This is a genomic window from Ensifer sp. KUDG1 (assembly GCF_050434285.1).
In the GTDB taxonomy this organism is placed as follows: Bacteria; Pseudomonadota; Alphaproteobacteria; order Rhizobiales; family Rhizobiaceae; genus Ensifer.
Window position 1 is genome coordinate 245,309 of record NZ_JBNDIG010000009.1, and the last position, 26,847, is coordinate 272,155.

The window sequence follows — 26,847 nt, forward strand, 5'->3', positions numbered from 1 at the left end:
TTAGGACGGATAACGGATGCCTTCACTTAAGGATCTGAAGAACCGGATCGCCTCCGTCAAGGCGACGCAGAAGATCACCAAGGCGATGAAAATGGTCGCCGCGGCGAAGCTTCGGCGTGCGCAGGAGGCGGCTGAGGCCGCCCGGCCTTACTCGCAGCGTATGGCTGCCGTTCTCGCCAACATCGCCCAGGCGGTTGGCGCGGACGACAGCGCGCCTGCGCTGATGACCGGAACCGGCAAGGACGATACGCACCTTCTGGTCGTCTGCACGGCTGAACGCGGCCTTTGCGGCGGCTTCAACTCGCAGATCGCCCGTCATGCCCGCGACCACGTTCGCAAGCTGCTTGCAGCCGGCAAGACGGTCAAGATCATCTGCGTCGGCAAGAAGGGCTTCGATATTCTGCGCCGCGAATACGCGTCGCTGATCATCGATCGTGTCGACCTGCGTGAGGTCAAGAAGATCGGCTTTGAAAACGCCGACCAGATTGGCCACAAGGTCATCGCGCTCTTTGAAAAGGGCGAGTTCGATGTCTGCACGCTGTTCTATTCTGAGTTCAAGTCCGTTATCGCCCAGATTCCGACGGCTCAGCAGCTGATCCCCGCTTCGGCCGGCCCGGTCGCAGCGGAAGCATCGGATGCTTCGGCTGTCTACGAATATGAGCCGGACGCGGGCGCGATCCTCAGCGATCTCATTCCGCGCAACATTTCGGTGCAGATCTTCCGGGCCTTGCTCGAGAACGTCGCAGGCGAAATGGGTGCCAAGATGAGCGCGATGGATAACGCGACGCGCAATGCTGGTGAGATGATCAACAAGCTGACGCTGAACTACAACCGTCAGCGCCAGGCTCAGATCACCAAGGAACTCATTGAAATCATCTCGGGCGCGGAAGCGCTCTAAGGTCACGAGAAGAGGGTAAGGATTATGGCTAAGGCAGCTACCCCGAAAGAAACCGCAGCGGAGAAGAAGCCCGCTGCACCGAGGAAGGCAGCTTCCGCCAAGACCGCAGCAGCAGCCGCAACCGGCGCTGTCGGTCGCGTAACGCAGGTCATCGGCGCCGTCGTCGACGTCGCGTTCGACGAGGGCCAGCTTCCGCAGATCCTGAACGCGCTGGAGACCGACAACAACGGTAACCGCCTCGTTCTCGAAGTCGCACAGCACCTCGGCGAAAACTCCGTTCGCACGATCGCCATGGACTCGACCGAAGGTCTGGTTCGCGGCCAGTCGGTTACCGACACCGGCGCACCGATCACGGTTCCGGTTGGCGACGAAACGCTCGGCCGCATCATGAACGTCATCGGCGAGCCGGTTGACGAAGCCGGTCCGCTCGTCACCTCCGGCAAGCGCGCCATCCACCAGGAAGCGCCGTCCTACGTCGAGCAGTCGACGGAAGCGCAGATCCTCGTCACCGGCATCAAGGTCGTCGACCTTCTCGCTCCTTACGCAAAGGGCGGCAAGATCGGCCTCTTCGGCGGCGCAGGCGTCGGCAAGACCGTTCTCATCATGGAACTGATCAACAACGTCGCCAAGGCGCACGGTGGTTACTCGGTGTTCGCAGGCGTGGGTGAACGTACCCGCGAAGGCAACGACCTCTACCACGAAATGATCGAGTCCGGCGTTAACAAGCACGGCGGCGGTGCAGGCTCCAAGGCTGCCCTCGTATACGGCCAGATGAACGAACCGCCGGGCGCCCGCGCTCGCGTCGCTCTGACCGGTCTGACGATCGCTGAAGACTTCCGCGACAAGGGCCAGGACGTTCTGTTCTTCGTCGACAACATCTTCCGCTTCACCCAGGCAGGCTCCGAAGTGTCGGCTCTGCTCGGCCGTATCCCGTCGGCCGTGGGTTACCAGCCGACGCTGGCGACCGACATGGGCCAGATGCAGGAACGCATCACCACCACGACCAAGGGCTCGATCACCTCGGTTCAGGCCATCTACGTTCCGGCCGACGACTTGACCGACCCGGCGCCGGCAACCTCGTTCGCCCACCTGGACGCAACGACCGTTCTGTCGCGCTCGATCGCCGAAAAGGGTATCTACCCGGCCGTTGACCCGCTCGACTCGACCTCGCGCATGCTCGACCCGATGATCGTCGGCGAAGAGCACTACGAAGTGTCGCGTAAGGTGCAGACGACCCTGCAGCGCTACAAGGCTCTCCAGGACATCATCGCCATCCTGGGCATGGACGAACTGTCTGAAGAAGACAAGCTGGCCGTTGCCCGCGCTCGTAAGATCGAACGCTTCCTGTCGCAGCCGTTCTTCGTCGCCGAAGTCTTCACCGGTTCGCCGGGCAAGCTCGTCGCTCTCGAAGACACGATCAAGGGCTTCAAGGGCCTGGTCAACGGCGAGTACGACCACCTGCCGGAAGCTGCCTTCTACATGGTTGGCTCGATCGAAGAAGCGATTGAAAAGGCCAAGAAACTGGCTGCTGAAGCCGCTTGATAGCACTGTTAAGCCTCGGCGCTGCACAAGCGCCGAGGCTTTCATCCTGTCCTTTCGCAAGGATAGGGAAGACATGCACAGCCGCCTCTCAGGTGGCGCGCCCACAAGAAGTGAATGGTCATGGCCGATTTCAACTTTGAGCTTGTTTCCCCCGAGCGCCTGCTCGTCTCCGAAAAGGTGACGGAAGTCGTCATTCCGGCGACCGAGGGCGAGATGACCGTGATGGCCAATCATGCGCCGACGATGACGACGGTGAAGCCCGGCGTGGTCACGGTGAAACTGGCCGACGGCAAGACGGAGCGCTTTGCGGTGTTTGGCGGCTTTGCCGACATCCTGCCGACCGGTTGCACGCTGCTCGCCGAATCCGCCGTTCATGTCGATGAACTCGACCGCACGGCTCTCGAAAGCCGTATCGACGCGGTTCGCGCTGAGCTGGAAGGCGCCGGTGACGAGAAGAAGACCCGTCTGGAGCAGTTCGTCGCCGAACTGACGAAGCTCGGCGAGATCGTCATCCCGGCCTGAAAGGGACACCCGGAAGGGTGAAGCGCAGAAACAAAGCCCCGCCTTCGAGCGGGGTTTTTTTATGCGTTCATCCGGGCCGCTCCCGCTGCAACGCGACTGGTGGCTCCCATCGGCGACTTTAGCTATTCTTCACCGTCGATCCTGTATTCATCGATGACCACGCAGCCCACGAGGAAAGACCGCTGGCATGACGTCGAAGATTGTTCCTGTCATCATGGCCGGTGGAAAGGGCACCCGACTGTGGCCGCTCTCGCGCTCCGCCGCGCCGAAGCAGTTCCTGCAGATCCTTTCCGAGCGATCGCTGTTCCAGCAGACGCTTGAGCGTGTGGGCGACCGGACGCGCTACGAGCCGGCAATCGTCGTCACCAACAGCGACTTTCGCTTCATCGTCGCCGAGCAGGCGCGCACGATCGAGGCCGAGCTCGGCGACATTCTCCTGGAGCCGGTGGCGCGCAACACCGCACCGGCCCTTGCCGCCGCCGCCTTCGCAGTGCTTGGCCGTTACGGCGAAGGGGCGATCATGCAGGTGCTCGCCTCTGATCACGAGATCGACGCCGGCGTCCTCTACGAGGACTGCATCTTGAGAGCGCAGGCGGCCGCCAGGCGGGGAGAGCTGGTGACGTTCGGCATCACCCCGACCGAACCGGCCACCGGCTACGGCTATATCGAATGCGGCGACGAACTGGCCGAAGGCACGAACCGGGTGGCGCGCTTCGTCGAGAAACCGGATCGGGCGAAAGCCGAGGCGATGATCGCGACCGGGCGCTATCTCTGGAACTCCGGCCTGTTCATGCTGCCGGTGACGCTCTTTCTCGACGACTTGAAGCGGTTTGCGCCGGAGGTCTTCGACGCAACGAAGGCTGCCGTCGAAGGTGCCTACAAGGATCTCGACTTCACTCGGCTGCACGGCGAGAGCTTTGCTGCAGCACCTGATATTTCCGTCGATTATGCGGTGTTCGAAAAGACCGAGCATGCCGCCGTCGTGCCGTCGTCGTTCCCCTGGTCGGATCTCGGAAGCTGGGATGCGGTGTGGAAGGCCGGGCGCAAGGATGCCGACGGCAATGTCGTCACGGACCGGGCGACGGTGTCGAACACCCGCAACTCGCTGGTGCTGTCGCGCGACATTCATCTGGCGGTGCAGGGTCTGGAAGACGTGGCCGTCATTGCCGGCGAGGACGCCGTCTATGTCGGGCGGCTGGACGACAGCCAGAGCGTCGGCCATATCGTCAAGGCGCTTGCGCGTTCTCCCAAAACCGCGGCGCTGACGGAAGTGCATCCGACCTCCTACCGTCCCTGGGGCGCGGTGGCCGCACTGTCCGACGGTGAGCGCTTCTCGGTGAAACGCCTACGCGTGACGCCCGGCAAGAAGATCTCGCTGCAGAAGCACCATCACCGTGCGGAGCACTGGGTCGTCGTGCGCGGCACGGCGGAGATCACCATGGGTGGCGAGACGCGGCTGCTCCACGAGAACGAGTCGGTGTTCATTCCGCAGGGCACCGTGCACCGGCTGCACAATCCGGGCAAAATCCCGCTGGAGCTGATCGAGGTGCAGACCGGTTCCTATCTCGGCGACGACGACACCGTCCGCATCGAGGACGAATTCGGCCGTAAATAGGCGCATCGCATCGTTGTCGGACGGCGAAACGAAAAATGCCCGGGCGAAACCCGGGCATTGAAGTCGGCGCATCAGGGCTGATTGGCTCAGCCGGCGACGCGCGCGCTCTCGCCCTTCTGGGCGTAGTAGTGGCCGAAGCGGTTTGCGAGGAAGGTATCGAGGCCGATGTCTTCCTGGCGAACGAAACCCTTCTGGGCGATCTTGCCTTCGGCAAGCAGATCGAGCACGGCGCAGATGCTGCCGGCGGTGGTGATCTGGATGCCGCTCTGCATGCGACCGGCAACGACGCCGCTATAGACCTTGTTGGCGTAGGTTTCCTGGATCAGGCGACCGTCGCGGAAACCCGAAACGGTGACGAAGATCACGACGACATCCTGGGTGGTGGTCGGCAGGGAATTTTCGAAGATGTCCTTGAGGACTTCGCGGCGGTGACGCAGGCCGAGGTCGTTGAGGAGCGCCTTCATGATGGCGGCGTGACCCGGGTAGCGGATCGTCTTGTAGTTAAGCGTGCGGACCTTGCCCTTCAGCGTTTCACAGAGGGTGCCAAGGCCGCCCGAGGTGTTGAAGGCTTCGTAGGTGACGCCGTCGAGCGAGAATTCTTCGCGCTCTTCCATGGCCGGCACTTCGATCAGGTTGCTCTCAACGATCGCTTCGCAGGGCTCGATGTATTCGTTGATGACGCCGTCGGTGCTCCAGGTGAGGTTGTAGTTGAGCGCGTTCGACGGGTACTGCGGCAGGGCGCCGACGCGCATGCGCACGCTTTCCAGCGTCTGGAAACGGCTGGCGAGGTCGTTGGCGACGATCGAGATGAAGCCCGGTGCGAGGCCGCACTGCGGAATGAAGGCGGTGTTTGCCTTGGCGGCGATCGCCTTGACCTGGCGGGTGGATTCGACGTCTTCCGTGAGGTCGAGGTAATGGATGCCGGCTTCGGCAGCGGCTTCGGCGATTGCGACCGTCAGGTGGAACGGAGCCGCGCTCAGAACGGCGAACTTGCCGGAGAGAAGAGCGACGAGCGCCTTCTTGTCGCCGATGTCGACGGTCGCCGTCGTGATCGCGGCATGCTTTTCGACCTGCTCCAGCTGCTCGGCGGCGCGGTCGGCGACGCAGACGCTGTAGTCGCCGGTGTGTGCCAGCATGCGAGCGATGGTGGAGCCGATCTTGCCTGCTCCGATGACGACGATATTCTTCATTCTTTCCCCCAGGGCATGAGAACTGTTTGTGTCTCTATTGTTGTGGGAGGGGCTGTTGATTTGAAGCGCTGATGTGACTAAATCGCCTATCTAAATTCGGCAGATTGCCCAACTGGACCGACGAAATGCAGATCACGGACAAGGATCGCGAGCTTCTCGCCGTCTTGAGCGAAAACGCCCGCATGCCGACGGCGACGATTGCCCGAAGGCTCGGCCTGTCGCGAACGACGGTGCAGGCCCGCATCGAGCGGCTGGAGCGCGAAGGCATCATCGCCGGCTATGGCGTGCGCCTGTCGGAAAGCTACGAGAAGGGGCTGGTCAAGGCGCATGTGCTGATCACCATCGCACCGCGGGCGCTCTCGCGCGTGACCCCGGAGCTGAGTGCCATCCGGGAAATCCAGACGCTGCATTCGGTCAGCGGCAGCTTCGACCTGATTGCCGTGGTCGCTGCGACGTCTATCAGCGAGCTCGACCTGCTGATCGATCGCATCGGCGAAATCGACGGTGTCGACCGAACGCTGTCGTCGATCATCCTCTCGACGCGGATCGACCGCTAGACCGTCCTTCGGTTCGAGCGACAGGCGGCGCGATCATCAGGGCGGGCTGGCGGCCGGTGCGGATTCCTCTTTGCCCGTGCCGTCCGGCACCTTGGCCGGGGCGTTCCAGGCACTCGGTCCCCGAACGAAACTGCGCAGGCTGCCATCGCCATAGCCGAGCCACTTGCTGCGGTCGAAATATTGCTCGGCAATGCTCTTCGGGCGGGCACGGGCGAACTGGTTGGCGAGGAAATTGTAGCGCTGCGTCTCCTCGTCGGATTCACGCTTGAGCTGAATGCGGCTGCCAAAGCGCTTGAGGTCGAATTCCCTCAGCGCCTGGATCTGCAAGGTGACGCTGGCCGCGTCCGCCCAGCGCACGTGATCGAGGAAGACGGATGCCGCCCGCGCCGCAGCCGTCGTCACCGCCTGGCTGTCCTCCTGGCGCTCGATGTTGAGCTTGACGCGGAACGACGAGATCTCCTCCTCGCCGCTGCCCTTGACGAAGATGAAGATCGAAGAGGGTTTGTCTTCGCCCGGCCGGGGCAAGGAAATCAGCGAGGAGCATTCCCACTGGGCCCGTTCGCCGGCGCTCGATTTCCATTCGAGTTCCCGAAACCCGGCCTCGCGCAACTCGTCGCAAAGCGCCTTTGGGTCGCTGCGGATGACGCGCAGGAACTGCTGCTCCGGCGTCTGCAGGTCCTGGAAGGTCCAGGCGGGCAAGACGACGCGCGGCGGCACGCGCCTCTCGCGCTTCGTGCCCGTCGTCTCGTCTGGTCTCCCTCTTTCGAGAAAGGTCGTCGGCAGGCCGAGTGCGAGCAGAACCTTCTTCAGATTGCGTTGCTCGTTGGCGAGCAGGGCCGTCGCGACGATGGCGGTGACGATCAGCAGCAGGGCCACGATGAAGAAGCGCAGACCGGTGCTTCGGGCCGGCTTGCCGGCGGGCGTCTTGCCTTTGGCCGTGCTCATGCAGCCTCGCTCGCCCGATGATGGGCGATGAGTTGCGGAGCCTCCAGCGAAGGGCGGTCGGTCTGCCGGGTTTCCATGATCTCAGGCTAGCAAGATGTCCAAGCCTTCTTCATCCTCGAAATCCGTCGCGGCGGCAATATGCAACCGCCGATAACCGCGAGGCGACTGTTGCATCCCCGCACAACGCGCCGGTGAACCATCGCCGGCGTGAACTAAAAAGTTGAAATCCCGAAGCGATTGCCTAACTAGCGTCCGCAGACATTCAAACCGGAGCGCATGTTCGTCATGACAGAGCCGACATCCGCAACGCCGTCGATCGACGTAGCTCTGGTGCGCCGGCTACTCGCGGTGCAGTTTCCGCAGTGGTCGGAACTCGACATAAGGCCGATCGAACCGGGCGGCTGGGACAACAGGACGTTTCGCCTCGGCGACCGGATGACCGTCCGGTTGCCGAGCGCCGAACACTACGTTCTGCAGGTGGAAAAGGAACATCGCTGGCTGCCGCTGCTGGCGCCGCAACTGCCGCTGTCCATTCCGGTACCTCTCGGCAAGGGCGTGCCGGGAGAAGGTTTTCCCTGGCCCTGGTCGGTCTATCGTTATCTCCCCGGGGAAACACTGGCTGCCGAGCGGGTCGATGATGTCAGGCAGGTCGCGAAGGACCTGACGCGGTTCCTGCGCGCGCTGATGCAAGCGGACGCCGCTGGTGGGCCCGTGCCCGGCGATCACAATTTCCATCGCGGCGGACCGCCCGCCTTCTACGACGCGCAGACGCGCCAGGCGCTTACGCTGCTTGCGGGTGATGTCGACACGATGGCCGCAGGGGAGGTCTGGGAGGCCGCGCTTGCCGCGCCGTTCGAGGGCGCGCCCGTCTGGTTTCACGGCGATATCGCCTGGGGTAACCTGCTGGTCGAGAACGGCAGCCTGAGCGGCGTCATCGACTTCGGCACTTCCGGCGTCGGGGATCCCGCCTGCGATCTGGCGATTGCCTGGACGTTTTTCGGCGGCGAGAGCCGCGAGGTCTTCCGCGACGGCATGGCTCTCGATCACGGCGCCTGGGCCCGCGGCCGCGGCTGGACGCTGTGGAAGGCGCTGATCGTGCTTGCCGGCATGGCTGGCGCGCCGGCGAGCGAAAAGGCAAAGCAGCGCGTGGTGATCGACGAGGTGCTTGCGGATCACCATCGCTACGGCTGAGACCGGTTGCGCGCCGGCCGGGCGCCGACTTGACCCCGGCGCAAATTGCCTCTAGGTCAGGCGCACGCGGGACGACCCGCGTCGGTGTTTCGCCTGGGGACGGCCCCATTATCTCGACCGAGATATTGGAGACGATCGTACCATGCAGCCCCGTAGCCCGCGGCACGCCCGCGTGACCATTTCCTTCATCGAGCAGCCCGATCACCCCGCCGGAAGCCATCGTTTCGTGGAACGATCCCGGCCGCCGATCGCTTTCCCAACATATTGACGCGCGCAGGTGGCCGCCCGCGCGCGCCGCCGACGTTTCGTCACCAACGCACGAGGTTGATGATGGCCGGACCCATCGAACAATTTGAGATCAAGTCGCTCTTCCCGATCGCCGAAGTCGGCGGCCACCAGATCAGCTTTACCAACTCGGCCGCCTATATGGTGCTGACGATCGCGATCGCCAGCCTCTTCCTGATCCTGTCGACCAGGAGGCGCGGCCTCGTGCCGAACCGGGCGCAATCGGCGGCCGAAATCCTCTATGAGTTTGCGGCAAAGACACTACGCGACAATGCCGGCGAGAAGGGCATGCGCTTCTTTCCGCTGGTATTCTCGCTGTTCATGTTCATCCTCACCGCCAACCTGATCGGCATGTTCCCCTACGCCTTCACGGTGACGAGCCATATCGCCGTCACCTTCGCGCTGGCGATGCTGGTGTTCCTGACGGTCACGCTCTATGGCCTCTACCGCCACGGCCTCGGCTTTCTCAGGCTGTTCATGCCCTCAGGCGTGCCGCTGATCCTGGCGCCGATCATCATCCCGATCGAGGTGGTCTCCTACCTGTCGCGTCCTGTCAGCCACTCGGTGCGTCTGTTCGCGGTCATGCTCGCCGGCCACATCACGCTCAAGGTTTTCGCCGGCTTCGTCGTGGGCTTGAGCGGTTTCGGCGCGCTCGGGGTCCTCGCCGCGATCATGCCACTGCTGATGACTGTGGCGCTGACGGGGCTGGAGTTGCTGATGGCGCTGATCCAGGCCTATATCTTCACCATGCTGACCTGCATGTATCTCAACGACGCGCTGCATCCGAGCCACTGAGAAGAGGCAAGGAGGCTCCCTGCGAAGGGAGCCTCCTTTTCATTCGGCCGCGACGCGCCGGGCTTCGTTGCGGTAGGTCCGCCAGGACGACCAGGCGAAGGCCATCAGGAACATCGCGGTCATCAGCAGCACGATGGTCGGCGCCGGCGCGCTGTCGATGAAGAAGGACAGATAGACGCCGGTAAACGACGCCGTCATCGCGACCAGCACGGCGACGATGAGCATCGCGCCCATGGTCCGGGTGATCAGGAAGGCAATGGCGCCCGGCGCGATCAGCATGGCGATGGCGAGGATCAGCCCCACCGCCTTCAGCGCGCCGACGATCGTCAGCGACAGGATCGCCAGCAGCCCATAGTGCAGCCAGTTGACGGGCAGACCGACGGCCTTGGCCTGGGCCGGGTCGAAGGCATGCAGCAGGAAATCCCGCCACTTGACCGCGAGGATGCCGGCGGCCACGAGCGCGATCAGGCCGGTCTCGACAATGTCCGGCCAGCCAATGCCGAGCATGTCGCCGAAGAGGATGTGATCGAGGTGCACGTCGCTCTGGATCTTGGTGTAGAGCACCAGGCCGAAACCGAACATGCCGGAAAAGACCACGCCCATGACCGTATCCTGCTTGATGCGGCTGTTCTCCTTGAGATAGCCGGTCAACAGCGCGCAGGACATGCCGGCGGCAAAGGCGCCGACGGCGAGCGGCAGGCCGACGATGTAGGAGATCACCACGCCGGGAAAGACGGCGTGCGAGATCGCATCGCCCATCAGCGACCAGCCCTTCAGCACCAGGAAGCAGGAGAGCATCGCGGTCGGGATCGCTACCAATACCGAGATCAGAAGCGCGTTGCGCATGAACTCGAATTCGAACACGGCAAGCATCATGTCGAGCGAGATCATCGGCCAGCCTCCGCCGGTTCGGCGCCACGCCGGCGCGCGGCGAGAAGTCCGTGTTTCGGGGCAAAGACGAAGGCCGCCAGGAAGATCAGCGTCTGCAGCACGATGATGATGCCACCGGTGGCGCCATCGAGGAAGTAGCTGAAATAGGCGCCGAAGAAGCTCGTCAGCGTGCCGATGGCGACGCTGATCAGGATCAGCCGCGGGAAACGGTCCGTCAGCAGGTAGGCGGTGGCGCCCGGCGTCACCACCATGGCGATGACGAGGAAAGCGCCGACGGTCTGCAGCGCCGCGACCGTACAGGCCGAAAGCAGCGTGAAGAACAGGACCTTGAGGAAGGTCGTCGGGATGCCGATCGAGCGGGCATGGCTCTCATCGAAGAAGGTGACCATGAGGTCCTTCCACTTGGCCGTCAGAATGATCAGCGAGACGATGCCGATGATCGCCAGCTGCAGCGTGTCGGCCGGCGTGATCGCCAGGATATTGCCGAGCACGATCGTCTGGATGTTCACCGAGGTCGGCGACAGCGAGACCATGAACAGGCCGAGGCCAAAGAAGGAGGTGAAGATCAGGCCGATGATCGTGTCTTCCTTCAGCCTTGTGCGCTGGTTGAGGAAGAGCATGGCGCCGGCGGCGAGCGCCCCGGAGAAGAAGGCGCCGAGCGAGAAGGGCAAGCCGAGCATGTAGGCGCCGGCGACGCCGGGCACGATCGAATGCGAGAGCGCGTCCCCGATCAGCGACCAGCCCTTGAGCATCAGATAGGAAGACAGGAAGGCGCAGACGCCGCCGACCAGCGCGCTCACCCACATGGCGTTGAGCATGTAGCCGTAGGTGAAGGGTTCGAGAAGCGTGGCGGTCATTTGCCGTTCGGCTCCGTGTTCGCTTCAGGCTTTGCCGGCTGTGCCACCATGCGGTCCTTGTCGCCATACATGACGAGCGGACGCTCGTCATCGGTGATGACGGCAAGCTGGCGGGGATCGGCATCGTCGTGCAGGTTTTCACCACCGAGCACGAAGTGCCGGAGCACGCCGCCAAAGGCGAGTTCGAGGTTTTCTCGGGTGAAGGTGGTTTCGGTCGGGCCGTAGGCGAGCACGGTGTTTTTCAGGAGCACGGTGCGGTCGCAGAATTCCGGCACGCTGCCGAGATTGTGGGTCGAGACCAGCATGACCCGGCCCTCGTCGCGAAGCCCGATGAGCAGCCGGATGATCGCGTCCTCGGTCTTGACGTCGACGCCGGTGAAGGGCTCGTCGAGCAGGATGACCTTGCCGTCCTGGGCAAGGGCGCGTGCCAGGAACACGCGCTTCTTCTGGCCGCCCGAGAGTTCGCCGATCTGGCGCTTGCGGTAGTCGCTCATGCCGACGCGGGCAAGAGCGGCCTCGACCGCCTCGTGGTCGGCCTTCTTCGGGATACGCAGCATGTTCATGTGGCCGTAGCGGCCCATCATGACGACGTCCTCGACCAGGACCGGGAAGTTCCAGTCGACCTCTTCGGCCTGCGGCACATAGGCGACGAGGTTTTTCTTCAGCGCCTCCGGCACGGAGCGCCCAAGGATCGAGATGTCGCCGCGCGACAGGCGAGCAAAGCCCATGATCGCCTTGAACAGTGTCGACTTGCCGCTGCCGTTGACGCCGACGAGTGCCGTGATCGTCCCGGTCGGGATCTCGAAGCTAGCGTCACGCAGCGCCCGCAGGCCGTTGCGGTAGGTGACGGTGGCGCCGGCAACGCGGATGCCGCTTCCTTGCTCGCCGGAAGTAGGTGCGGGGCCGGAGCGCGTCTTCACCTGAAGGTTCATTGTGCAAGACCCTTGGCGATGGTTTCCGATGTGACGCGCAGCAGATCGACATAGGTCGGAACCGGACCGTCCGCTTCGCTCAAGGAATCAACGTAGAGCACGCCGCCGTATTTTGCACCGGTCTCGCGCGCCACTTGTTCTGCCGGGTCCGGCGAAATCGTGCTTTCGGAGAAGACCACAGGGATATGGTTTGCCCGGACGGCATCGATCACCTTGCGGACCTGCTGCGGGGTACCCTGCTGGTCGGCATTGATCGGCCAGAGGTAGAGTTCCTTCATGCCGAAATCTCGGATCAGGTAGCTGAAGGCGCCTTCGCTCGAGACCAGCCAGCGCTTGTCCTCGGGGATCTTGGCGATCTCGGCGCGGATCGGTGCAATGGTGGCCTCGATCTTCTGCTTGTAGGCCTCGGCATTGGCCTTGTAGGTCTCTGCATTATCAGGGTCGTACTTCACGAAAGCGTCGCGGATGTTGTCGACATAGATCAGCGCGGCCGATGGCGACATCCAGGCATGCGGATTGGGCTTGCCAGTATAGGGGCCCTCGGCAATGCCCATGGGGTCAATGCCGGTGGAGACGACGACGCCGGGGACGTCGTCGAAGTTCTGGAAGAATTTCTCGAACCAGCGCTCCAGGTTGAGGCCGTTCCAGAGGATCAGCTTGGCGTCATGCGCCTTCAGGATATCGCGCGGCGTTGGCTGGTAGTTGTGGATCTCGGCGCCTGGCTTGGTGATCGATTCGACGATGGCTGCGTCGCCTGCGACATTCTTTGCCATGTCGGCAATGACCGTGAAGGTCGTCACGGCCTTGAATTTCTCCTGCGCGTAAGCGGCGCCTGGAACGAGCGCAATGGCTGCGACGGCCGTCATTGCCGCCAGGATCGCGCGCCTCGTCTGATCGATCATTCTCTACTCCCAGATGTTGATATCAGCAGGAGTAGGGGAATGATTTGCATAAGTCAATGCAAATGAGAAGCATTCGCAACTGGCTATTTTCAAAGGCCGTGCCCTTGGCTAGTGTACGGCCATGAAACAGAACAAGAATCGTGTCGAAGAACTGGAAGGCGTGTTGCGGGATGGCGGCGTGCGCGTGACGCGCCAGCGTGCCGCAATCCTGAAGATCCTCGCCACCGCAGAAGACCATCCGGATGCAAACGAACTGCATCGCCGGGCGAAGGAAATCGACGCCACCGTCTCGCTGTCGACGGTCTACCGGACCTTGTCAGCGCTTGAGCAACAGGGCGTGGTGCAGCGCCATGCCTTCGAGAGTGCGACCGCTCGCTTCGAGACCGCCGACGCGCCGCATCATGACCACCTGATCGATATCGACACCGGCGCGGTGATCGAGTTCCGCTCCGACAAGATCGAGCAGCTTCAGGCGGAAATCGCCGCCGAACTCGGCTATGACCTCGTGCGTCACCGGCTGGAGCTCTACTGCCGCAAACGCAAGGACTGAGGCGTCGGCAATGGCGCGCCAGACGGCGCGCGCAATCTCTTTTCTTTATCCGTAAGTGGGCTCAGCCGCGGTCGGCGATCGCGGCGGCGCTTCGCCGTGCCGGGATGGTCATGGCCGCGACCCCGACGATGACGCAGCCAAGGCCGATCCAGGCAGTGTCGGACAGCCGTTCGCCGAGAAAGAGCGCACCGATGGCAACGCCGATCGGCACGCGCAGATAGGCCTGGGCCGTGGCGCCGACCGAGCCCAGCGTCTGGATCAGCCGGAAGTAGATGGCAAAGGCAAGGGCGGTCGAGAAGACGGCGAGGCCGACGAGCGCCAGCAACGACCCCGCCGATGGTGCCAGCGTCCAGGGCCTGTCGACGACGAGGCTTACCGGGATCAGCAGCGCAGTACCGGCAATCAACGATCCGGCGGCGGGCATCATCGGGTCGAGCCCCTTGAAGCCGCGACCGAAGATGGCCGCACCCGCGTAGCAGACGGTGGCGAGCACGACGGCGAGCTGCGGCAGCAACTGTTCGCCGAGCCCGCCGAAGGCCTCCATGCCGATGATCAGGCTGATGCCGGTCATGCCGGCGAGGATGCCGACGAGCTTGCGGGCCGTGACCGCCTCGTGGCGGGTGATCAGCGCCGTCATCAGGAAGGCAAAGATCGGCGTCGTTGCATTGAGGATCGAGGCGATGCCGGCATCGATCGTCTGCTCGGCCCAGGCGATCAGCGTGAAGGGCACGACGCTGTTGAGGCAGGCCTGGAACAGGAAGCGCCGCCAGGTTGCCGCGTCACGCGGCAGGCTGAGGCCGCGCCAGCGCAGAACGGCAAGAAGAAGCGTGCCGGCAATCAGGGTGCGGGCGGCAATCAGCGTGACCGGCGGAATGGTCTCGATGCCGATCTTGATGAAGGTGTAGGAGGCGCCCCAAAGCGTTGCGAGCGCCAGAAGCAACAGGAGTTCGAGGGAGAGGTTGGTCTTGGCCATCGGGATCGCATCCTTGCGTCGTCATTGTTGCCATCGTTCTAGCGCGACGCTGGCGGCGGATGCTTCGTTGGTGGTCGAAGTATCGGGATCTTGCCGTGTGAAAAGCGAAACCCCGGCTTTCGTGGGAAAGCCGGGGTTTCGCGATTGCAAAGGGTTCAATGGCTATCGGCAAGCTTGGCAGCGTTGACGCTGGCTGTGCTTTCGAAGCTGAGACCGTTGAAGAAGGCGTTGAGCACGACCGCCGAGATCGAAGCAAGCACGATGCCGGACTCGATGATCGGGTGGATCGCATGCGGCAGCCAGATCAGGAAGTTCGGCGCGATCAGCGGGATCAGGCCGAAGCCGACCGAGACGGCGACCACGAACAGGTTGTTGCGCGACGACTTGAAATCGACGGTCGACAGGATGCGCACGCCGGTGGCCGCGACCATGCCGAACATGACCAGGCCGGCGCCGCCGAGCACGAAGGTCGGAACCGCTTCGACGAGTGCGCCCATCTTCGGGATCAGGCCGAGCGCGATCATGATGACGCCCCCCATCACGCAGACGTAGCGGCTCTTGACGCCGGTGACGCCGACAAGGCCGACATTCTGCGAGAAGCTCGTATAGGGGAAGGTGTTGAACAGGCCGCCGATCATGGTGCCGAGGCCATCAACCCTAAGGCCGGCCGTCAACTGCTGCCTTGAGACTTCGCGGTTGGTGATTTCGCCGAGTGCCAGGAACATGCCGGTCGATTCGATCATGACGACGATCATCACCAGCGACATCGTCGCGATCAGCACCGGATCGAAGATCGGCATGCCGAAGCGCAGCGGCGTGACGACGGCGAACCAGCCGGCATCGGCCACCCGGTCGAAATGCATCATGCCGAGTGCTGCGGCGACGACGCAGCCGACGACGACGCCTGTCAGTACCGCGATGTTGCTGATCAATCCGCGGCCGAAGCGGGCAATCACGAGAATGGAGAGGAGCACGAAGCCGGCAAGCGCAATGTGGCTCGGCTCGGCGTAGAGCGGGTTCGGCACGCTGGCGCCAAGCACCAGGCCATCCGGAACCGCCGGGCCTCCGGTGGCCGCGGCCTTCTTGAGCTCCGCCAGCCATTCCGCATGGGTCGGATCGACGAGCTTGGGTGCGGTCGGGCCGAAGGGGTTGCCGAAGATCCAGTTCACGCCGACGCGCATCAGCGAAACGCCGATGACGAGAATGATCGTGCCGGTAACGACAGGGGGGAAGAACCTCAGGAGCCGGCCCATGACCGGGGCAAGCAGCAGCGCGACGAGGCCGGCGCCGATGATCGCGCCGAAGATCATCCGGGCACCCTCCTGTCCAGGCGTCATCGCTGCCATCGACACCATCGGGCCGACCGAGGCGAAGGTGACGCCCATCATGACCGGAAGCCGGATGCCGATGCTGCGGCCGACACCCAGCGACTGGATGATGGTGACGAGGCCGCAAACGAAAAGATCGGCGGAAATCAGGAAAGCGACGTCCTGAGGGCTGAGCTGCAAGGCGCGGCCGACGATCAAGGGCACCGCGACGGCGCCGCCATACATGACAAGGACATGCTGTAACCCGAGGGTCGCAAGCCTGCCCACGGGCAGCCTTTCGTCCACGGGGTGTATGCTGGAAACGTCGCTCATGGTTCCTCCTCCCATTGCATCGACCAGTCCGGCCCCCCGTCCTCCAACAGGGGAACCGCTATCTTCGGTTGTCGAGACAGAATGTCGCAAGTCTTGCCGGAACGAAAACACTTTCCGGATTCCGGGGGAAATTGTCGAGGGATGATTGGGGCGGGAAAGGTCCGGATTTGACCGTCGAACGGCTCTGACCGGGCAGGTCTTGCCGAAGAAAGCCCCAAGGCGTGGCGAAGAACGAGGTGATCCTAGCAACGATGCAACGTTGCTGCAATGCGAAACGACGATGGTTCGTCGCGCCGGGTGCGAAGGTTCCGCCACGGTTCGTTTGGGATCATGTCGATGAAATCTTGCAGATTGGCCTTTTCATCTCCCGGTCGTGCGCTTCTCGCGCTGCTGATCGTTCTCTGGCCGGCGGTTGCCGGGGCGAGCGGCGTGAGCTTCCAGGGGCAATGGCAGCAGGTGGTCTCCGGCGCCGGTGACTGCGAGAGCTGCTCGGTCGAGATCCGGCGGAACGGCCCCGTGCTCAAGGTGACGGGCAGGGACGGATGGTTCGCGGTGACCCATCTCGGCCGGGTCGAGGGTTCGAGTGCCGAAGGTATCGGTCGCTGGAACGAGGATGGCGCCAGCCTTTATCGCGGCAAGCCTTTCGACATCCGCATCACGATCGTCGACGAGCATCTCTACATGGACATGAGCGTGCGGATGGATGACGGCTCGACGCAGGCCATCAGGGCAATCTTCGACAAGCGCCGGTTAGAGAAGTCCGGGCGCCTGCGGCTTGCCCACATGTAGGCGTGGTCGGGCTCTCGCGCATGCCGGCAAAGAAATACCGGGGTCGTTGCCGACCCCGGTGCCGCATCTCCTGCAAGGAAAAGGCCGCCCGGTTTGGGGCGGCCTTCCTATTACTTCTGCCAGCTCTTGACCAGATCGTCGTAGTTGACGGTCTGCGGCTTTTCCTTCTCGTTCTCGATCTTCAGCTGCGGAGCGAGGTTGCCCTTGGAAACGGCGTCCTTGTTCCAGTACTCGAGATCGTGCTCTTCGGCGAGCTTCGGACCGATGTCGCCCTGAACGCCCGAGCGCTCGAGACGGGAGAGAACCTTCTCCTGTTCGGCGCAGAGCGAGTCCATGGCTTCCTGAGCGGTCTTGGCACCCGAGGATGCATCGCCGATCGCCTGCCACCACAGCTGAGCCAGCTTCGGGTAGTCAGGAACGTTCGTACCGGTCGGCGACCACTGCAGGCGGGCTGGCGAACGGTAGAACTCGATCAGACCGCCGAGCTTCGGAGCGCGGTCCGTGAAGCTCTTGTGGTCCAGCGTCGACTGGCGGATGAAGGTGAGGCCGACATGGCTCTTCTTCACGTCGACGGTCTTCGAGGTCACGAACTGCGCATAGAGCCAGGCGGCCTTGGCGCGATCGTCCGGCGTGGACTTCAGAAGCGTCCAGGAACCGGCGTCCTGGTAGCCGAGCTTCATGCCGTCCTTCCAGTAGACGCCATGCGGGCTCGGAGCAAAACGCCACTTCGGCGTGCCGTCCTCGTTGACAACAGGAAGACCGGGCTTCACGAAGTCGGCGGTGAACGCCGTGTAGGTGAACATCTGCTGGGCGACTTCGCCCTGCGACGGGACCGGGCCGGATTCCGAGAAGGTCATGCCCTGGGCGGCAGCCGGAGCGTAGGCCTTCATCCAGTCGAGATACTTCTGGATGGAGTAGACGGCAGCCGGGCCGTTGGTGTCGCCACCGCGGGCAACGCAGGAGCCGACCGGACGCGAGTTCTCGTCGACCTTGATGCCCCACTCGTCGACCGGCTTGCCGTTCGGGATGCCCTTGTCGCCGTTGCCGGCCATCGACAGCCAGGCGTCGGTGAAGCGCCAGCCGAGCGACGGGTCCTTCTTGCCGTAGTCCATGTGGCCATAGACCTTCTTGCCGTCGACTTCGCGGCCGGTGAAGAACTCGGCGATGTCTTCGTAAGCGGACCAGTTGACCGGAACGCCGAGGTCGTAGCCGTACTTCGCCTTGAAGTCCGCCTTGTTCTTCTCGTCGTTGAACCAGTCGTAGCGGAACCAGTAGAGGTTCGCGAACTGCTGGTCGGGCAGCTGGTAGAGCTTACCGTCCGGTGCTGTCGTGAAGGACTTGCCGATGAAGTCGTCGATGTCGAGGTTCGGGTTGGTGACGTCCTTGCCTTCATTGGCCATGAAGTCGGTCAGGCTGCGGGCCTGCTGGTAGCGCCAATGGGTACCGATCAGATCCGAGTCGTTGATATAGGCGTCATAGACGTTTTCGCCCGACTGCATCTGCGTCTGCAGCTTTTCGACGACGTCGCCTTCGCCGATCAGGTCGTGGGTGATCTTGATGCCGGTGATGTCGGAGAAGGCCTTGGCCAGCGTCTTCGATTCGTATTCATGGGTGGTGATCGTTTCGGAAACGACCTTGATTTCCATGCCGGCAAAGGGCTTTGCCGCATCGACGAACCACTGCATTTCGGCTTCCTGGGCCGCGCGGTCGAGCGAGGACATGTCGCCGATCTCGCTGTCGAGGAACTTCTTGGCTTCGTCCATGCCGGCGAATGCGGTGCCGGTGAATGCCAGCAGCATAGCTGCCGTCGTAGTCAAAAGATGCCGTCGCATAATTCCCTCCCTTAGGTTTGCGAATGCGGTTCTTTGGCTTTCGAAGGGTCGCTGGTTTAGCGGCCCCTCAAATCGGTTCGCCTCAGACGTAGCGGAAGACGCCGACGGCATAGACCAGGGAGAGCGCGAGCGCCCACCACAGGTTCTGCCCGCCGACGAAGCCGAGCCATGCGAGGTGAATGAAGGCGCTGCCGAGCAGCGACACGAAGAGGCGATCGCCCCGTGTCGTCTCGAAGCGCAGGATGCCGACGCGCGGGTTGCCACCGGGCGAGGCATATTCCCAGACTGCCATCATCGACAGCAGCGCGAAGATCGTCAGGAAGAACATGGCCGACGGAAACGACCAGGCCATCCAGCCACCGGGGATAAGCGGCGCGAACCAGTCGCGCGCGCCGTCCTTGATCGGCAGCATGCTGAAGAGCAGCCCGGCAACGGCGGCGTAGACGACGAGAACGGCGGCAAACGGCAGTTGCCAGCGGGCGTTGCGAACGGGTTGAGCGGTCATCATACCCTCCCCAGGGCAAAGCCCTTGGCGATGTAGTTGCGAACGAAATAGATCACCAGTGCGCCCGGAATGATGGTGAGCACGCCGGCGGCCGCCAGCACGCCCCAGTCGAGACCGGAGGCGGAGACCGTGCGGGTCATGGTGGCGGCGATCGGCTTGGCGTCCGTGGTCGTCAGCGTGCGGGCAAGCAAGAGTTCGACCCAGGAGAACATGAAGCAGAAGAACGCAGCGACACCGATGCCTGAGGCGATCAGCGGCATGAAGATCTTCACGAAGAAGCGCGGGAACGAGTAACCGTCGATATAGGCGGTCTCGTCGATTTCCTTCGGCACGCCTGACATGAAGCCTTCCAGGATCCAGACCGCGAGCGGCACGTTGAACAGGCAGTGCGCAAGGGCAACCGCGATGTGCGTGTCGATCAGGCCGAAGGCCGAATAGAGCTGGAAGAAGGGCAGCGCGAAGACGGCCGGCGGCGCCATGCGGTTGGTCAGGAGCCAGAAGAACAGGTGCTTGTCGCCGAGGAAGCGGTAGCGCGAGAAGGCGTAGGCCGCCGGCAGCGCTGCCGTCACCGAGATCACCGTGTTCATCACGACGTAGATGATCGAGTTGATGTAGCCGTTGTACCAGGAGGGATCGGTGAAGATCACCTGGTAGTTCCGGAGCGTCGGATTGACCGGCCAGAGCGAGAAGGTGCTCAGGATCTCGCTCGTTTCCTTGAAGCTCATGTTGACGAGCCAATAGATCGGCAGGAGCAGGAAGACGATGTAGACCGTCGGCACCAGCCAGGAGAGGCGTTCGGTAAGCGGTTGTTTTTGCATTTGTTTCTCCTCCCGCCTTTGTCAGCCCTGCGCGTCGCTCGTGGTCATCACGGTGTAGAAGATCCACGAGAGCAGCAAGATGATGAGGAAGTAGATGATCGATAGCGCTGCCGCAGGACCGAGGTCGAACTGGCCGATGGCCGTCTTGACGAGGTCGATGGACAGGAAGGTTGTCGAGTTGCCGGGACCGCCGCCGGTGACGACGAAGGGCTCGGTATAGATCATGAAGCTATCCATGAAGCGCAGCAGGAAGGCGATCAAAAGCACGCGCTTCATCTTCGGCAACTGGATGTAGCGGAACACCGACCAGCGCGAGGCGCCGTCGATCTTGGCCGCCTGGTAATAGGCGTCGGGGATCGAGACGAGACCGGCATAGCAGAGCAGGACGACGAGGCTCGTCCAGTGCCAGACGTCCATGACGATCAGCGTGACCCAGGCGGCAACGGGGTTCTGCACGTAATTGTAGTTGATGCCGATCGCTTCGAGCGTGCGGCCGAGCAGGCCGATGTCGACGCGGCCGAAGACCTGCCAGATGGTGCCGACGACATTCCACGGGATCAAGAGCGGCAGAGCCATCAGTACGAGGCACACCGGCACGCCGAGACCCTTCTTCGGCATGTTGAGGGCGATGATGATGCCGAGCGGGATTTCGATGGCGAGAATGATCGCCGAGAAGATCAGGTTGCGGCTGAGCGCGTCCCAGAAGCGGTCCGACGTCAGCACCTGGACGTACCAGTCGGTGCCGGCCCAGAAGAACTGGTTGTTGCCGAAGGTGTCCTGGACCGAATAGTTGACGACGGTCATCAGCGGGATGACGGCCGAGAAGGCGACCAGCACGAGGACCGGCAGCACCATGAACCAGGCCTTGTTGTTCCAGGTTTTCTCCATGGTCAGGCCTCCTCGCCGACGCGCCAGGAATCGGCGTAGATGTTGATGGCTTTCGGATCGAAGGTGACGCGCGGTTCGGCGGGGATCTCGCCGTCTTCATCGACGATGATCGAGATCGGCTGGTCGGCAAAACGGGCGCGCACGATCTTGTGGCGGCCGATGTCCTCAACCTTGGTGATCGCGACCGGCATGCCTTCGCGGCCGAGCGAGACGAATTCCGGGCGGATGCCGAGCTCGGTCTTGGCCCCGGCCTTGACCGTGGGCTGGAAGGTGAGGCCCAGCTGTTCGCCGCCGACCGTTGCGGTGTTGCCGTCGAGCTTGACCGGCAGCACGTTCATGCCCGGCGAGCCGATGAAGTAGCCGACGAAGGTGTGGCGCGGACGCTCGAAGAGTTCCGCCGGCGTGCCGATCTGGACGATCTGGCCGTCATACATGACGACGACCTTGTCGGCGAAGGTCAGCGCCTCGGTCTGGTCGTGGGTGACGTAGACCATGGTGAAGCCGAACTGCTTGTGCAGGCGCTTGATCTGCGAGCGCAGCACCCACTTCATTTCCGGATCGATGACCGTTAGTGGCTCGTCGAAGAGGATGGCGCTGACGTCGTTGCGCACGAGGCCGCGGCCGAGCGAGATCTTCTGCTTCTGGTCGGCGGTCAGGCCCCGAGCCGTCTTCTTCGCCCAGCCGCCAAGGCCGATCATTGCGATCGTTTCCTTGACGCGGCGATCGACCTCCGCTTCCGGCACATGCCGGTTGCGCAAGGGGAAGGCCAGATTGTCGTAGACCGTCATCGTGTCGTAGATGACCGGGAACTGGAACACCTGGGCGATGTTGCGTTCCTGGGTCGACAGATGCGTCACGTCCTTGCCGTCGAAGAGGATCTCGCCTTCGGACGGGTTGATCAGGCCGGAGATGATGTTGAGCAGCGTGGTCTTGCCGCAGCCGGAGGGGCCGAGCAGCGCATAGGCGCCGCCGTCGTTCCACTCGTGGTGCACTTCCTTCAGCGCGTAGTCGTTTTCCGACTTCGGCTTGGCGCCATAGGCGTGGCGGATATGGTTGAGATTGATGCGTGCCATGTTTTCCTCCCAGCGCCCCCTTTAGGCCGCGCCGCCGATGGCGCGTCCGTCCGGCCCGAAGGCCATGAGGTGGCGGGTATCGACGAAGACATCCAGGGTCGCGTCGGGTTCGATGTCGTGGATGCCCGGCGCCAGCATCACCCAGCGCGCATTGGCAAAGCCGACGTGAATGAAGCTTTCCGAGCCGGCGATCTCGGAGATCGCGGTCTTGACGGTGAGCGCATCGCCGCCGCCGTGCGGGCGGTCGAATGAAATGTGGTGCGGCTGGAAGGCGACGGTGCAGGGACCATCAGCAATTCCGGCGAGATGGGAGGGCACCGTCAGCACCGGCTTGCCGTCGAGCGTGAAGGCCGCGCCCGACTTGACCAGTTCGATGCAGTTGAGCGGCGGATCGGCAAAGGTGCGGGCGGTGATCAGGTCAACCGGGCGACGATAGACGTCGATCGTCCTGCCGAACTGGGTGATGCGGCCCTGGCTCATGGCAGCCGTATTGCCGCCGAGCAGCAGCGCTTCCGAGGGCTCGGTGGTGGCGTAGACGAAGATCGCGCCGGAGGCGGCGAAGATCTTCGGCAGTTCTTCACGCAGTTCCTCGCGCAGCTTGTAATCGAGGTTGGCGAGCGGTTCGTCGAGCAGCACGAGATCGGCATTCTTGACGATGGCGCGCGCAAGTGCCGTACGCTGCTGCTGGCCGCCCGAGAGGTTCAGGGGCGTGCGGTCGAGATAGGGCGTCAGCTTCAAGAGATCGGCGGCCTTGCGCACTTCGCGGTCGATCGTGGCGGCGTCGGCGCCGCTGATGCGCATCGGCGAGGCGATGTTCTCATAGACCGTCATCGCCGGATAGTTGATGAACTGCTGGTAGACCATGGCGACCGAGCGCTTCTGCACCGGCAGGCCGGTGACGTCGGCACCGTCGAAAAGTAGCGAACCGGAGGCGGGCTTGTCGAGGCCGGCCATCAGCCGCATCAGCGACGTCTTGCCGGAAAGGGTCGGGCCGAGCAGAACGTTCAGCGACCCCCTCTCCAGCACCAGGTCGGTCGGGTAGATATGTGTCTCCCCGCCCACGACCTTGGATATCTTCTTCATTTCAAGCATTGAATTCTCCACCCAGCCCTAAGGCAGTCCGAGCGTTTTCCACCCCAGCGCGGAAACGCTCTATCTCATCGGTCTTCTGCATTTCCGGACGCGCGCGCCCGTTCTGGAAATGCATTGCATGCGAGCGTTCTCAGGCGGCTGCGTTGGCCGCGCCCCGCATGTATTCCTCCAGCGCTACCGCCTCGCCCGGCGTCAGCTTCAATCCCAACTTCGTGCGCCGCCACAGCACGTCCTCTGCGTGCCGAGCCCATTCCTGCGTCATCAGCCACTTGACCTCGGCCTCATAGAGATCGGCGCCGAAATGGTGGCCAAGAGCGGCCTCGTTCGACGCCGAACCGAGCAGCGCAGCGGCGCGCGTGCCATAGAGGCGCACGAGGCGACGCGCATGCTGCGGCGAAAGGAAGGGATATTGCTTCTGCAGTCTTGCGACTTCGTCGCCGTAGCCCTGGGCAGGAAAGTCACCGCCCGGAAGCCTGGAGCCGGCCGTCCATTTCGACCCCTTGACGCCGATCGCCTCGCCGATCTTTTCGAGGGCGGACTCGCCGAGACGGCGATAGGTCGTGAGCTTGCCGCCGAAGACGTTGAGCAGCGGTGCCGCTCCCTTGTCGCCCTCGACCCGAAGCACGTAGTCGCGCGTTGCTTCCTGCGCCTTGCTGGCGCCGTCGTCGTAGAGCGGGCGAACGGCCGAATAGGTCCAGACGATATCGTCCTTCGTCACCGGCTCGAGGAAATATTCGCTTGCTGCCTGGCAGAGATAATCGACCTCGGTGTCGCTGATGCGCACATCGGCCGGGTTGCCGGTATAGTCGCGGTCGGTGGTGCCGATCAGCGTGAAATCTTCTTCGTAAGGGATGGCGAACATGATGCGGCCATCCGGGTTCTGGAAGAAGTAGGCGCGCGGATCGTCGAACTTCTTCTTCACGACGATATGGCTGCCCTGCACGAGGCGGACATTGTGCACATCGTTCTTGCCGAGTGCGCCCGAGAGAACCGCGTCGACCCAGGGGCCGGCAGCGTTGATGAGCATGCGGGCCTTGAGCGTCTTGCGTTCGCCGGTTGCCTGGTTTTCGGTTTCGATCGTCCAGAGGGCGTCGTCGCGACGCGCGGCGACGACGCGGGTGCGGGCCATGATGACGGCGCCGCGATCGGCGGCGTCGCGGGCATTCAAGACCACGAGGCGAGCGTCGTTGACCCAGCCGTCGGAATATTCGAACGCCTTGTTGAACAGGCGCTTCAGCGGCTTGCCGGCGGGATCGCGGTTCATGTCCAGCGTCGCCGTTGCCGGCAGCAGCTTGCGGCCGCCAATATGGTCATAAAGGAAGAGGCCGAGGCGGATCAGCCAAGCCGGGCGCAGGCCGCCCTTGTGATAGGGCAGTACGAAGCGCATCGGCCAGATGACGTGCGGCGCCATCGCCCAGAGCACTTCGCGCTCCATCAGCGCTTCGCGCACGAGGCGGAATTCGTAATGTTCGAGGTAGCGCAAGCCGCCGTGAATGAGCTTGGTGGAGCCGGAGGACGTGCCGGAGGCGAAATCGTTCATTTCGGCCAAGGCGACCGAGTATCCACGGCCGACCGCGTCGCGCGCGATGCCGCATCCGTTGATGCCGCCGCCGATGACGAAGACGTCGTAGATTGCCTGCTCTGACACTGCTGTTTCCCCTCCACATTTCGCGATGCACAAATTGATGCATCAGCGAAAGTGAAATCAGTTAAAACGAAAACATATCGAATGTCAAACGAATGCACTGCGAATCTTAAGGGGTGTCTAAATCTCCGGTTTCAGGCGTCGGTTTCGATCAGCCGAACATCCTGTTCGGCACAGATTTTCCTGACATTTTCGAGCGTACAGCGATCGGTGATGAAGGTCTGAACCTGCGATATATGGCCGATGCGAACAGGCGCGGTTCTTTCGAACTTTGTCGAGTCGGAAACCAGGATGACATGACGGGCATTGGCGATGATCGCCTGGGCGACTTTCACTTCGCGAAAATCGAAATCGAGCAGGGCCCCGTCATGGTCGATCGCCGACGCGCCAATGACAGCGAAGTCGACCTTGAACTGCTTGATGAAGTCGACGGCGGCCTCGCCGACGATGCCGCCGTCCGAGCCGCGCACAACGCCGCCGGTGATCACCACCTCGATCGAGGGGAAGACGCGTAAGCGGTTGGCGACATTGATGTTGTTTGTGATGACCATCAGTTCCTTGTGGTCGAGCAGAGCCTCACCCACGGCTTCGGTCGTCGTGCCGATGTTGATGAAAAGCGACGCGTTGTCGGGGATGAGCTCGGCGGCGGCCTTGCCGATTGCCTGTTTCTCCGGTGCCGCGATCTGGCGGCGGGCGTCGTATTTGACGTTTTCCTTGCCGCTCGGGAAGATGGCACCGCCATGAATGCGGTTCAGGATCTTGGCGTCGCAGAGATCGTTCAGGTCCTTTCGGATGGTTTGCGGCGTGACGGAAAAGCGCTGCGCCAGCTCCTCGACCAGCACCCGACCCTCGCTTTTTGCCAGTTCCAGGATCTCCTCCTGCCGACCGGTCAAATACATTCCGTCCTCCCCATTTTCGTTTTGTTTCATAATATGCAAAAACGAAAGCCGCGCAATTTCAGAATCGGCGTTTGCGGCGAAATCGCTTTCGCAGCGAGGCCAGGGTGTCGGCGCGCGTTGCATTCGCTTCGGCGATAGGCGACCCTGCCTCAGGAGTGAAGAGGGGAAAGACATGTTTCATCCGGCCTTGTTCAAGGGCATGACCGTCGTGATCACCGGTGCCGGGCGCGGCATCGGGCTGGAGGTTGCCCGCCAGTTTCTGGATTGCGGCGCGCATGTGCTCGTCCATGCCGGCCGGTCGATCGGCGACCTGCCCGATTTTCTCGAAACGGCAGCGACGGAGGGGCGGGCCTATGTGGCGACAGCGGACTTTCTCGCGCCGGATGGTGTCGAGGGGCTCGCCGATGTCGTGCGCAGCCGGTTCGAGAGTGTCGATATCCTGATCAACAATGCCGGCACGATGGTCGGCCGCTTCCCGGCGGCGGAGCTGACCGATGAGCAGTACCAGACCGTCGTCCAGCTCAACCAGACCGCCGTCGTCGAGATGACGCGGGCGATGCTGCCGCTTTTGCGCAAGGGTACGCATCCGGCGATCGTCAACACGGTGTCGATCTCGGCACTGACCGGCGGCAGCGCCGGGTCGTCGATCTATTCGGCGACGAAGGCCTTCGTCTCCACCTATTCCAAGGCCTTGGCGCGGGAACTTGCGCCCGAGGGCATCCGGGTCAATTGCGTTTCGCCCGGCACGATCACCACCGAATTCCACGAGCGCTACTCGTCGCAGGAGAAGCTGGAGGCGACCCGCAAGACCATTCCGCTCGGCCGTCTCGGCACGGCGGAGGATTGCGCGCCCGCCTATCTCTTCCTCGCCTCGCATGCGCTGTCGGGCTACATCACCGGTCAGGTGCTGGAAGTGAATGGCGGGCAGCTGATTGCATGAGTGCGTGTTCAGCGTCGCCCCTCATCCGCCTGCCGGCACCTTCTCCCCGCAGGCGGGGAGAAGGGACGATGCCGCGCCCGT

Annotated in this window: 26 protein-coding genes; 10 read left to right on the forward strand and 16 right to left on the reverse strand. The window is 63.0% G+C overall.

Annotated features, from left to right (window positions below; all coding sequences use genetic code 11):
* Positions 1–16: 16 nt before the first annotated feature.
* The 4 genes from M2267_RS22290 to M2267_RS22305 all read left to right on the forward strand — a co-directional run bounded on the left by M2267_RS22290 (position 17) and on the right by M2267_RS22305 (position 4,577).
* Positions 17–898, forward strand: coding sequence for a F0F1 ATP synthase subunit gamma (locus tag M2267_RS22290; RefSeq protein WP_043619147.1), 882 nt, complete (start codon positions 17–19; stop codon positions 896–898).
* A gap of 24 nt (positions 899–922) precedes the next feature.
* Positions 923–2,440 (forward strand): F0F1 ATP synthase subunit beta, encoded by a 1,518-nt coding sequence (gene atpD, locus M2267_RS22295; RefSeq protein ID WP_043619145.1) that lies wholly within the window; start codon positions 923–925, stop codon positions 2,438–2,440.
* A 120-nt stretch (positions 2,441–2,560) separates the two neighbouring features.
* Complete coding sequence (locus M2267_RS22300) at positions 2,561–2,962, forward strand: F0F1 ATP synthase subunit epsilon (RefSeq protein WP_034803086.1); 402 nt, start codon at positions 2,561–2,563, stop codon at positions 2,960–2,962.
* 187 nt (positions 2,963–3,149) lie between these two features.
* Complete coding sequence (locus M2267_RS22305) at positions 3,150–4,577, forward strand: mannose-1-phosphate guanylyltransferase/mannose-6-phosphate isomerase (protein ID WP_429117192.1); 1,428 nt, start codon at positions 3,150–3,152, stop codon at positions 4,575–4,577.
* A gap of 86 nt (positions 4,578–4,663) precedes the next feature.
* On the opposite strand, the gene M2267_RS22310 is transcribed toward M2267_RS22305, so the two are convergent.
* Entirely contained in the window at positions 4,664–5,767 is a 1,104-nt protein-coding gene (locus tag M2267_RS22310; protein WP_034802496.1) for a saccharopine dehydrogenase family protein, read from the reverse strand.
* A 125-nt stretch (positions 5,768–5,892) separates the two neighbouring features.
* Here M2267_RS22310 and M2267_RS22315 point away from each other — a divergent pair, with 125 nt between their 5' ends.
* Entirely contained in the window at positions 5,893–6,324 is a 432-nt protein-coding gene (locus M2267_RS22315) for an Lrp/AsnC family transcriptional regulator (protein ID WP_057255025.1), read from the forward strand.
* 36 nt (positions 6,325–6,360) lie between these two features.
* Here the strand turns inward: M2267_RS22315 and M2267_RS22320 are convergent, their stop codons facing one another.
* Positions 6,361–7,269, reverse strand: a complete 909-nt coding sequence (locus M2267_RS22320; RefSeq protein WP_429117195.1) for a DUF6030 family protein — start codon at positions 7,267–7,269, stop codon at positions 6,361–6,363.
* Positions 7,270–7,554: 285 nt separating this feature from the next.
* Between M2267_RS22320 and M2267_RS22325 the strand changes: the two genes are divergently transcribed.
* Positions 7,555–8,460 carry an aminoglycoside phosphotransferase family protein gene (locus M2267_RS22325; protein ID WP_429117198.1) on the forward strand — a complete coding sequence of 302 codons (906 nt, stop codon included), beginning with the start codon at positions 7,555–7,557 and terminating at the stop codon, positions 8,458–8,460.
* Positions 8,461–8,790: 330 nt separating this feature from the next.
* Entirely contained in the window at positions 8,791–9,540 is a 750-nt protein-coding gene (locus M2267_RS22330) for a F0F1 ATP synthase subunit A (protein ID WP_156134132.1), read from the forward strand.
* 39 nt (positions 9,541–9,579) lie between these two features.
* On the opposite strand, the gene M2267_RS22335 is transcribed toward M2267_RS22330, so the two are convergent.
* Genes M2267_RS22335 through M2267_RS22350 form a run of 4 tightly spaced genes read right to left on the reverse strand, consistent with a single transcriptional unit; the run spans position 9,580 to position 13,122 of the window.
* Positions 9,580–10,431, reverse strand: coding sequence for a metal ABC transporter permease (locus M2267_RS22335; RefSeq protein WP_429117199.1), 852 nt, complete (start codon positions 10,429–10,431; stop codon positions 9,580–9,582).
* On the reverse strand, positions 10,428–11,288 hold the full coding sequence (locus M2267_RS22340) for a metal ABC transporter permease (RefSeq protein WP_429117201.1): 861 nt from the start codon (positions 11,286–11,288) through the stop codon (positions 10,428–10,430). Before M2267_RS22340 ends, M2267_RS22335 begins: the two co-directional genes overlap by 4 nt.
* Complete coding sequence (locus M2267_RS22345; RefSeq protein WP_429117203.1) at positions 11,285–12,220, reverse strand: manganese/iron ABC transporter ATP-binding protein; 936 nt, start codon at positions 12,218–12,220, stop codon at positions 11,285–11,287. The genes M2267_RS22340 and M2267_RS22345 overlap by 4 nt, the downstream gene beginning before the upstream one ends.
* On the reverse strand, positions 12,217–13,122 hold the full coding sequence (locus M2267_RS22350) for a metal ABC transporter substrate-binding protein (protein WP_034802475.1): 906 nt from the start codon (positions 13,120–13,122) through the stop codon (positions 12,217–12,219). Before M2267_RS22350 ends, M2267_RS22345 begins: the two co-directional genes overlap by 4 nt.
* A gap of 121 nt (positions 13,123–13,243) precedes the next feature.
* Here M2267_RS22350 and M2267_RS22355 point away from each other — a divergent pair, with 121 nt between their 5' ends.
* Positions 13,244–13,672, forward strand: a complete 429-nt coding sequence (locus tag M2267_RS22355; RefSeq protein WP_034802472.1) for a Fur family transcriptional regulator — start codon at positions 13,244–13,246, stop codon at positions 13,670–13,672.
* Positions 13,673–13,733: 61 nt separating this feature from the next.
* Here the strand turns inward: M2267_RS22355 and M2267_RS22360 are convergent, their stop codons facing one another.
* Positions 13,734–14,645 carry a DMT family transporter gene (locus tag M2267_RS22360; protein WP_429117206.1) on the reverse strand — a complete coding sequence of 304 codons (912 nt, stop codon included), beginning with the start codon at positions 14,643–14,645 and terminating at the stop codon, positions 13,734–13,736.
* 155 nt (positions 14,646–14,800) lie between these two features.
* Positions 14,801–16,285, reverse strand: coding sequence for a nucleobase:cation symporter-2 family protein (locus M2267_RS22365; RefSeq protein WP_192450949.1), 1,485 nt, complete (start codon positions 16,283–16,285; stop codon positions 14,801–14,803).
* Positions 16,286–16,621: 336 nt separating this feature from the next.
* Here M2267_RS22365 and M2267_RS22370 point away from each other — a divergent pair, with 336 nt between their 5' ends.
* A complete protein-coding gene (locus tag M2267_RS22370) occupies positions 16,622–17,074 on the forward strand; it encodes a hypothetical protein (RefSeq protein WP_156134131.1) in 453 nt (150 codons plus the stop codon).
* Positions 17,075–17,184: 110 nt separating this feature from the next.
* Here the strand turns inward: M2267_RS22370 and M2267_RS22375 are convergent, their stop codons facing one another.
* The 8 genes from M2267_RS22375 to M2267_RS22410 all read right to left on the reverse strand — a co-directional run bounded on the left by M2267_RS22375 (position 17,185) and on the right by M2267_RS22410 (position 25,826).
* Positions 17,185–18,906: an ABC transporter substrate-binding protein gene (locus M2267_RS22375; RefSeq protein WP_192450947.1), complete on the reverse strand. Its 1,722-nt coding sequence runs from the start codon at positions 18,904–18,906 to the stop codon at positions 17,185–17,187.
* A gap of 82 nt (positions 18,907–18,988) precedes the next feature.
* On the reverse strand, positions 18,989–19,411 hold the full coding sequence (locus M2267_RS22380) for a DUF2160 domain-containing protein (protein WP_034802456.1): 423 nt from the start codon (positions 19,409–19,411) through the stop codon (positions 18,989–18,991).
* Positions 19,411–20,229 (reverse strand): carbohydrate ABC transporter permease, encoded by an 819-nt coding sequence (locus M2267_RS22385; RefSeq protein ID WP_034802454.1) that lies wholly within the window; start codon positions 20,227–20,229, stop codon positions 19,411–19,413. The genes M2267_RS22380 and M2267_RS22385 overlap by 1 nt, the downstream gene beginning before the upstream one ends.
* 21 nt (positions 20,230–20,250) lie before the next feature.
* Positions 20,251–21,117: a carbohydrate ABC transporter permease gene (locus M2267_RS22390; RefSeq protein ID WP_034802451.1), complete on the reverse strand. Its 867-nt coding sequence runs from the start codon at positions 21,115–21,117 to the stop codon at positions 20,251–20,253.
* A 2-nt stretch (positions 21,118–21,119) separates the two neighbouring features.
* Positions 21,120–22,190: an ABC transporter ATP-binding protein gene (locus tag M2267_RS22395; protein ID WP_429117210.1), complete on the reverse strand. Its 1,071-nt coding sequence runs from the start codon at positions 22,188–22,190 to the stop codon at positions 21,120–21,122.
* 21 nt (positions 22,191–22,211) lie between these two features.
* Positions 22,212–23,282, reverse strand: a complete 1,071-nt coding sequence (locus M2267_RS22400; RefSeq protein ID WP_429117212.1) for an ABC transporter ATP-binding protein — start codon at positions 23,280–23,282, stop codon at positions 22,212–22,214.
* 130 nt (positions 23,283–23,412) lie between these two features.
* Entirely contained in the window at positions 23,413–24,930 is a 1,518-nt protein-coding gene (gene glpD / locus M2267_RS22405; protein WP_429117214.1) for a glycerol-3-phosphate dehydrogenase, read from the reverse strand.
* Positions 24,931–25,061: 131 nt separating this feature from the next.
* On the reverse strand, positions 25,062–25,826 hold the full coding sequence (locus tag M2267_RS22410; RefSeq protein WP_429117216.1) for a DeoR/GlpR family DNA-binding transcription regulator: 765 nt from the start codon (positions 25,824–25,826) through the stop codon (positions 25,062–25,064).
* A 172-nt stretch (positions 25,827–25,998) separates the two neighbouring features.
* On the opposite strand from M2267_RS22410, the gene M2267_RS22415 reads away from it, so the two are divergent.
* The gene (locus M2267_RS22415) at positions 25,999–26,766 is read left to right on the forward strand and encodes an SDR family NAD(P)-dependent oxidoreductase (RefSeq protein WP_429117221.1); all 768 of its coding nucleotides are present in this window, start codon (positions 25,999–26,001) and stop codon (positions 26,764–26,766) included.
* The last annotated feature ends 81 nt before the right edge of the window (positions 26,767–26,847 follow it).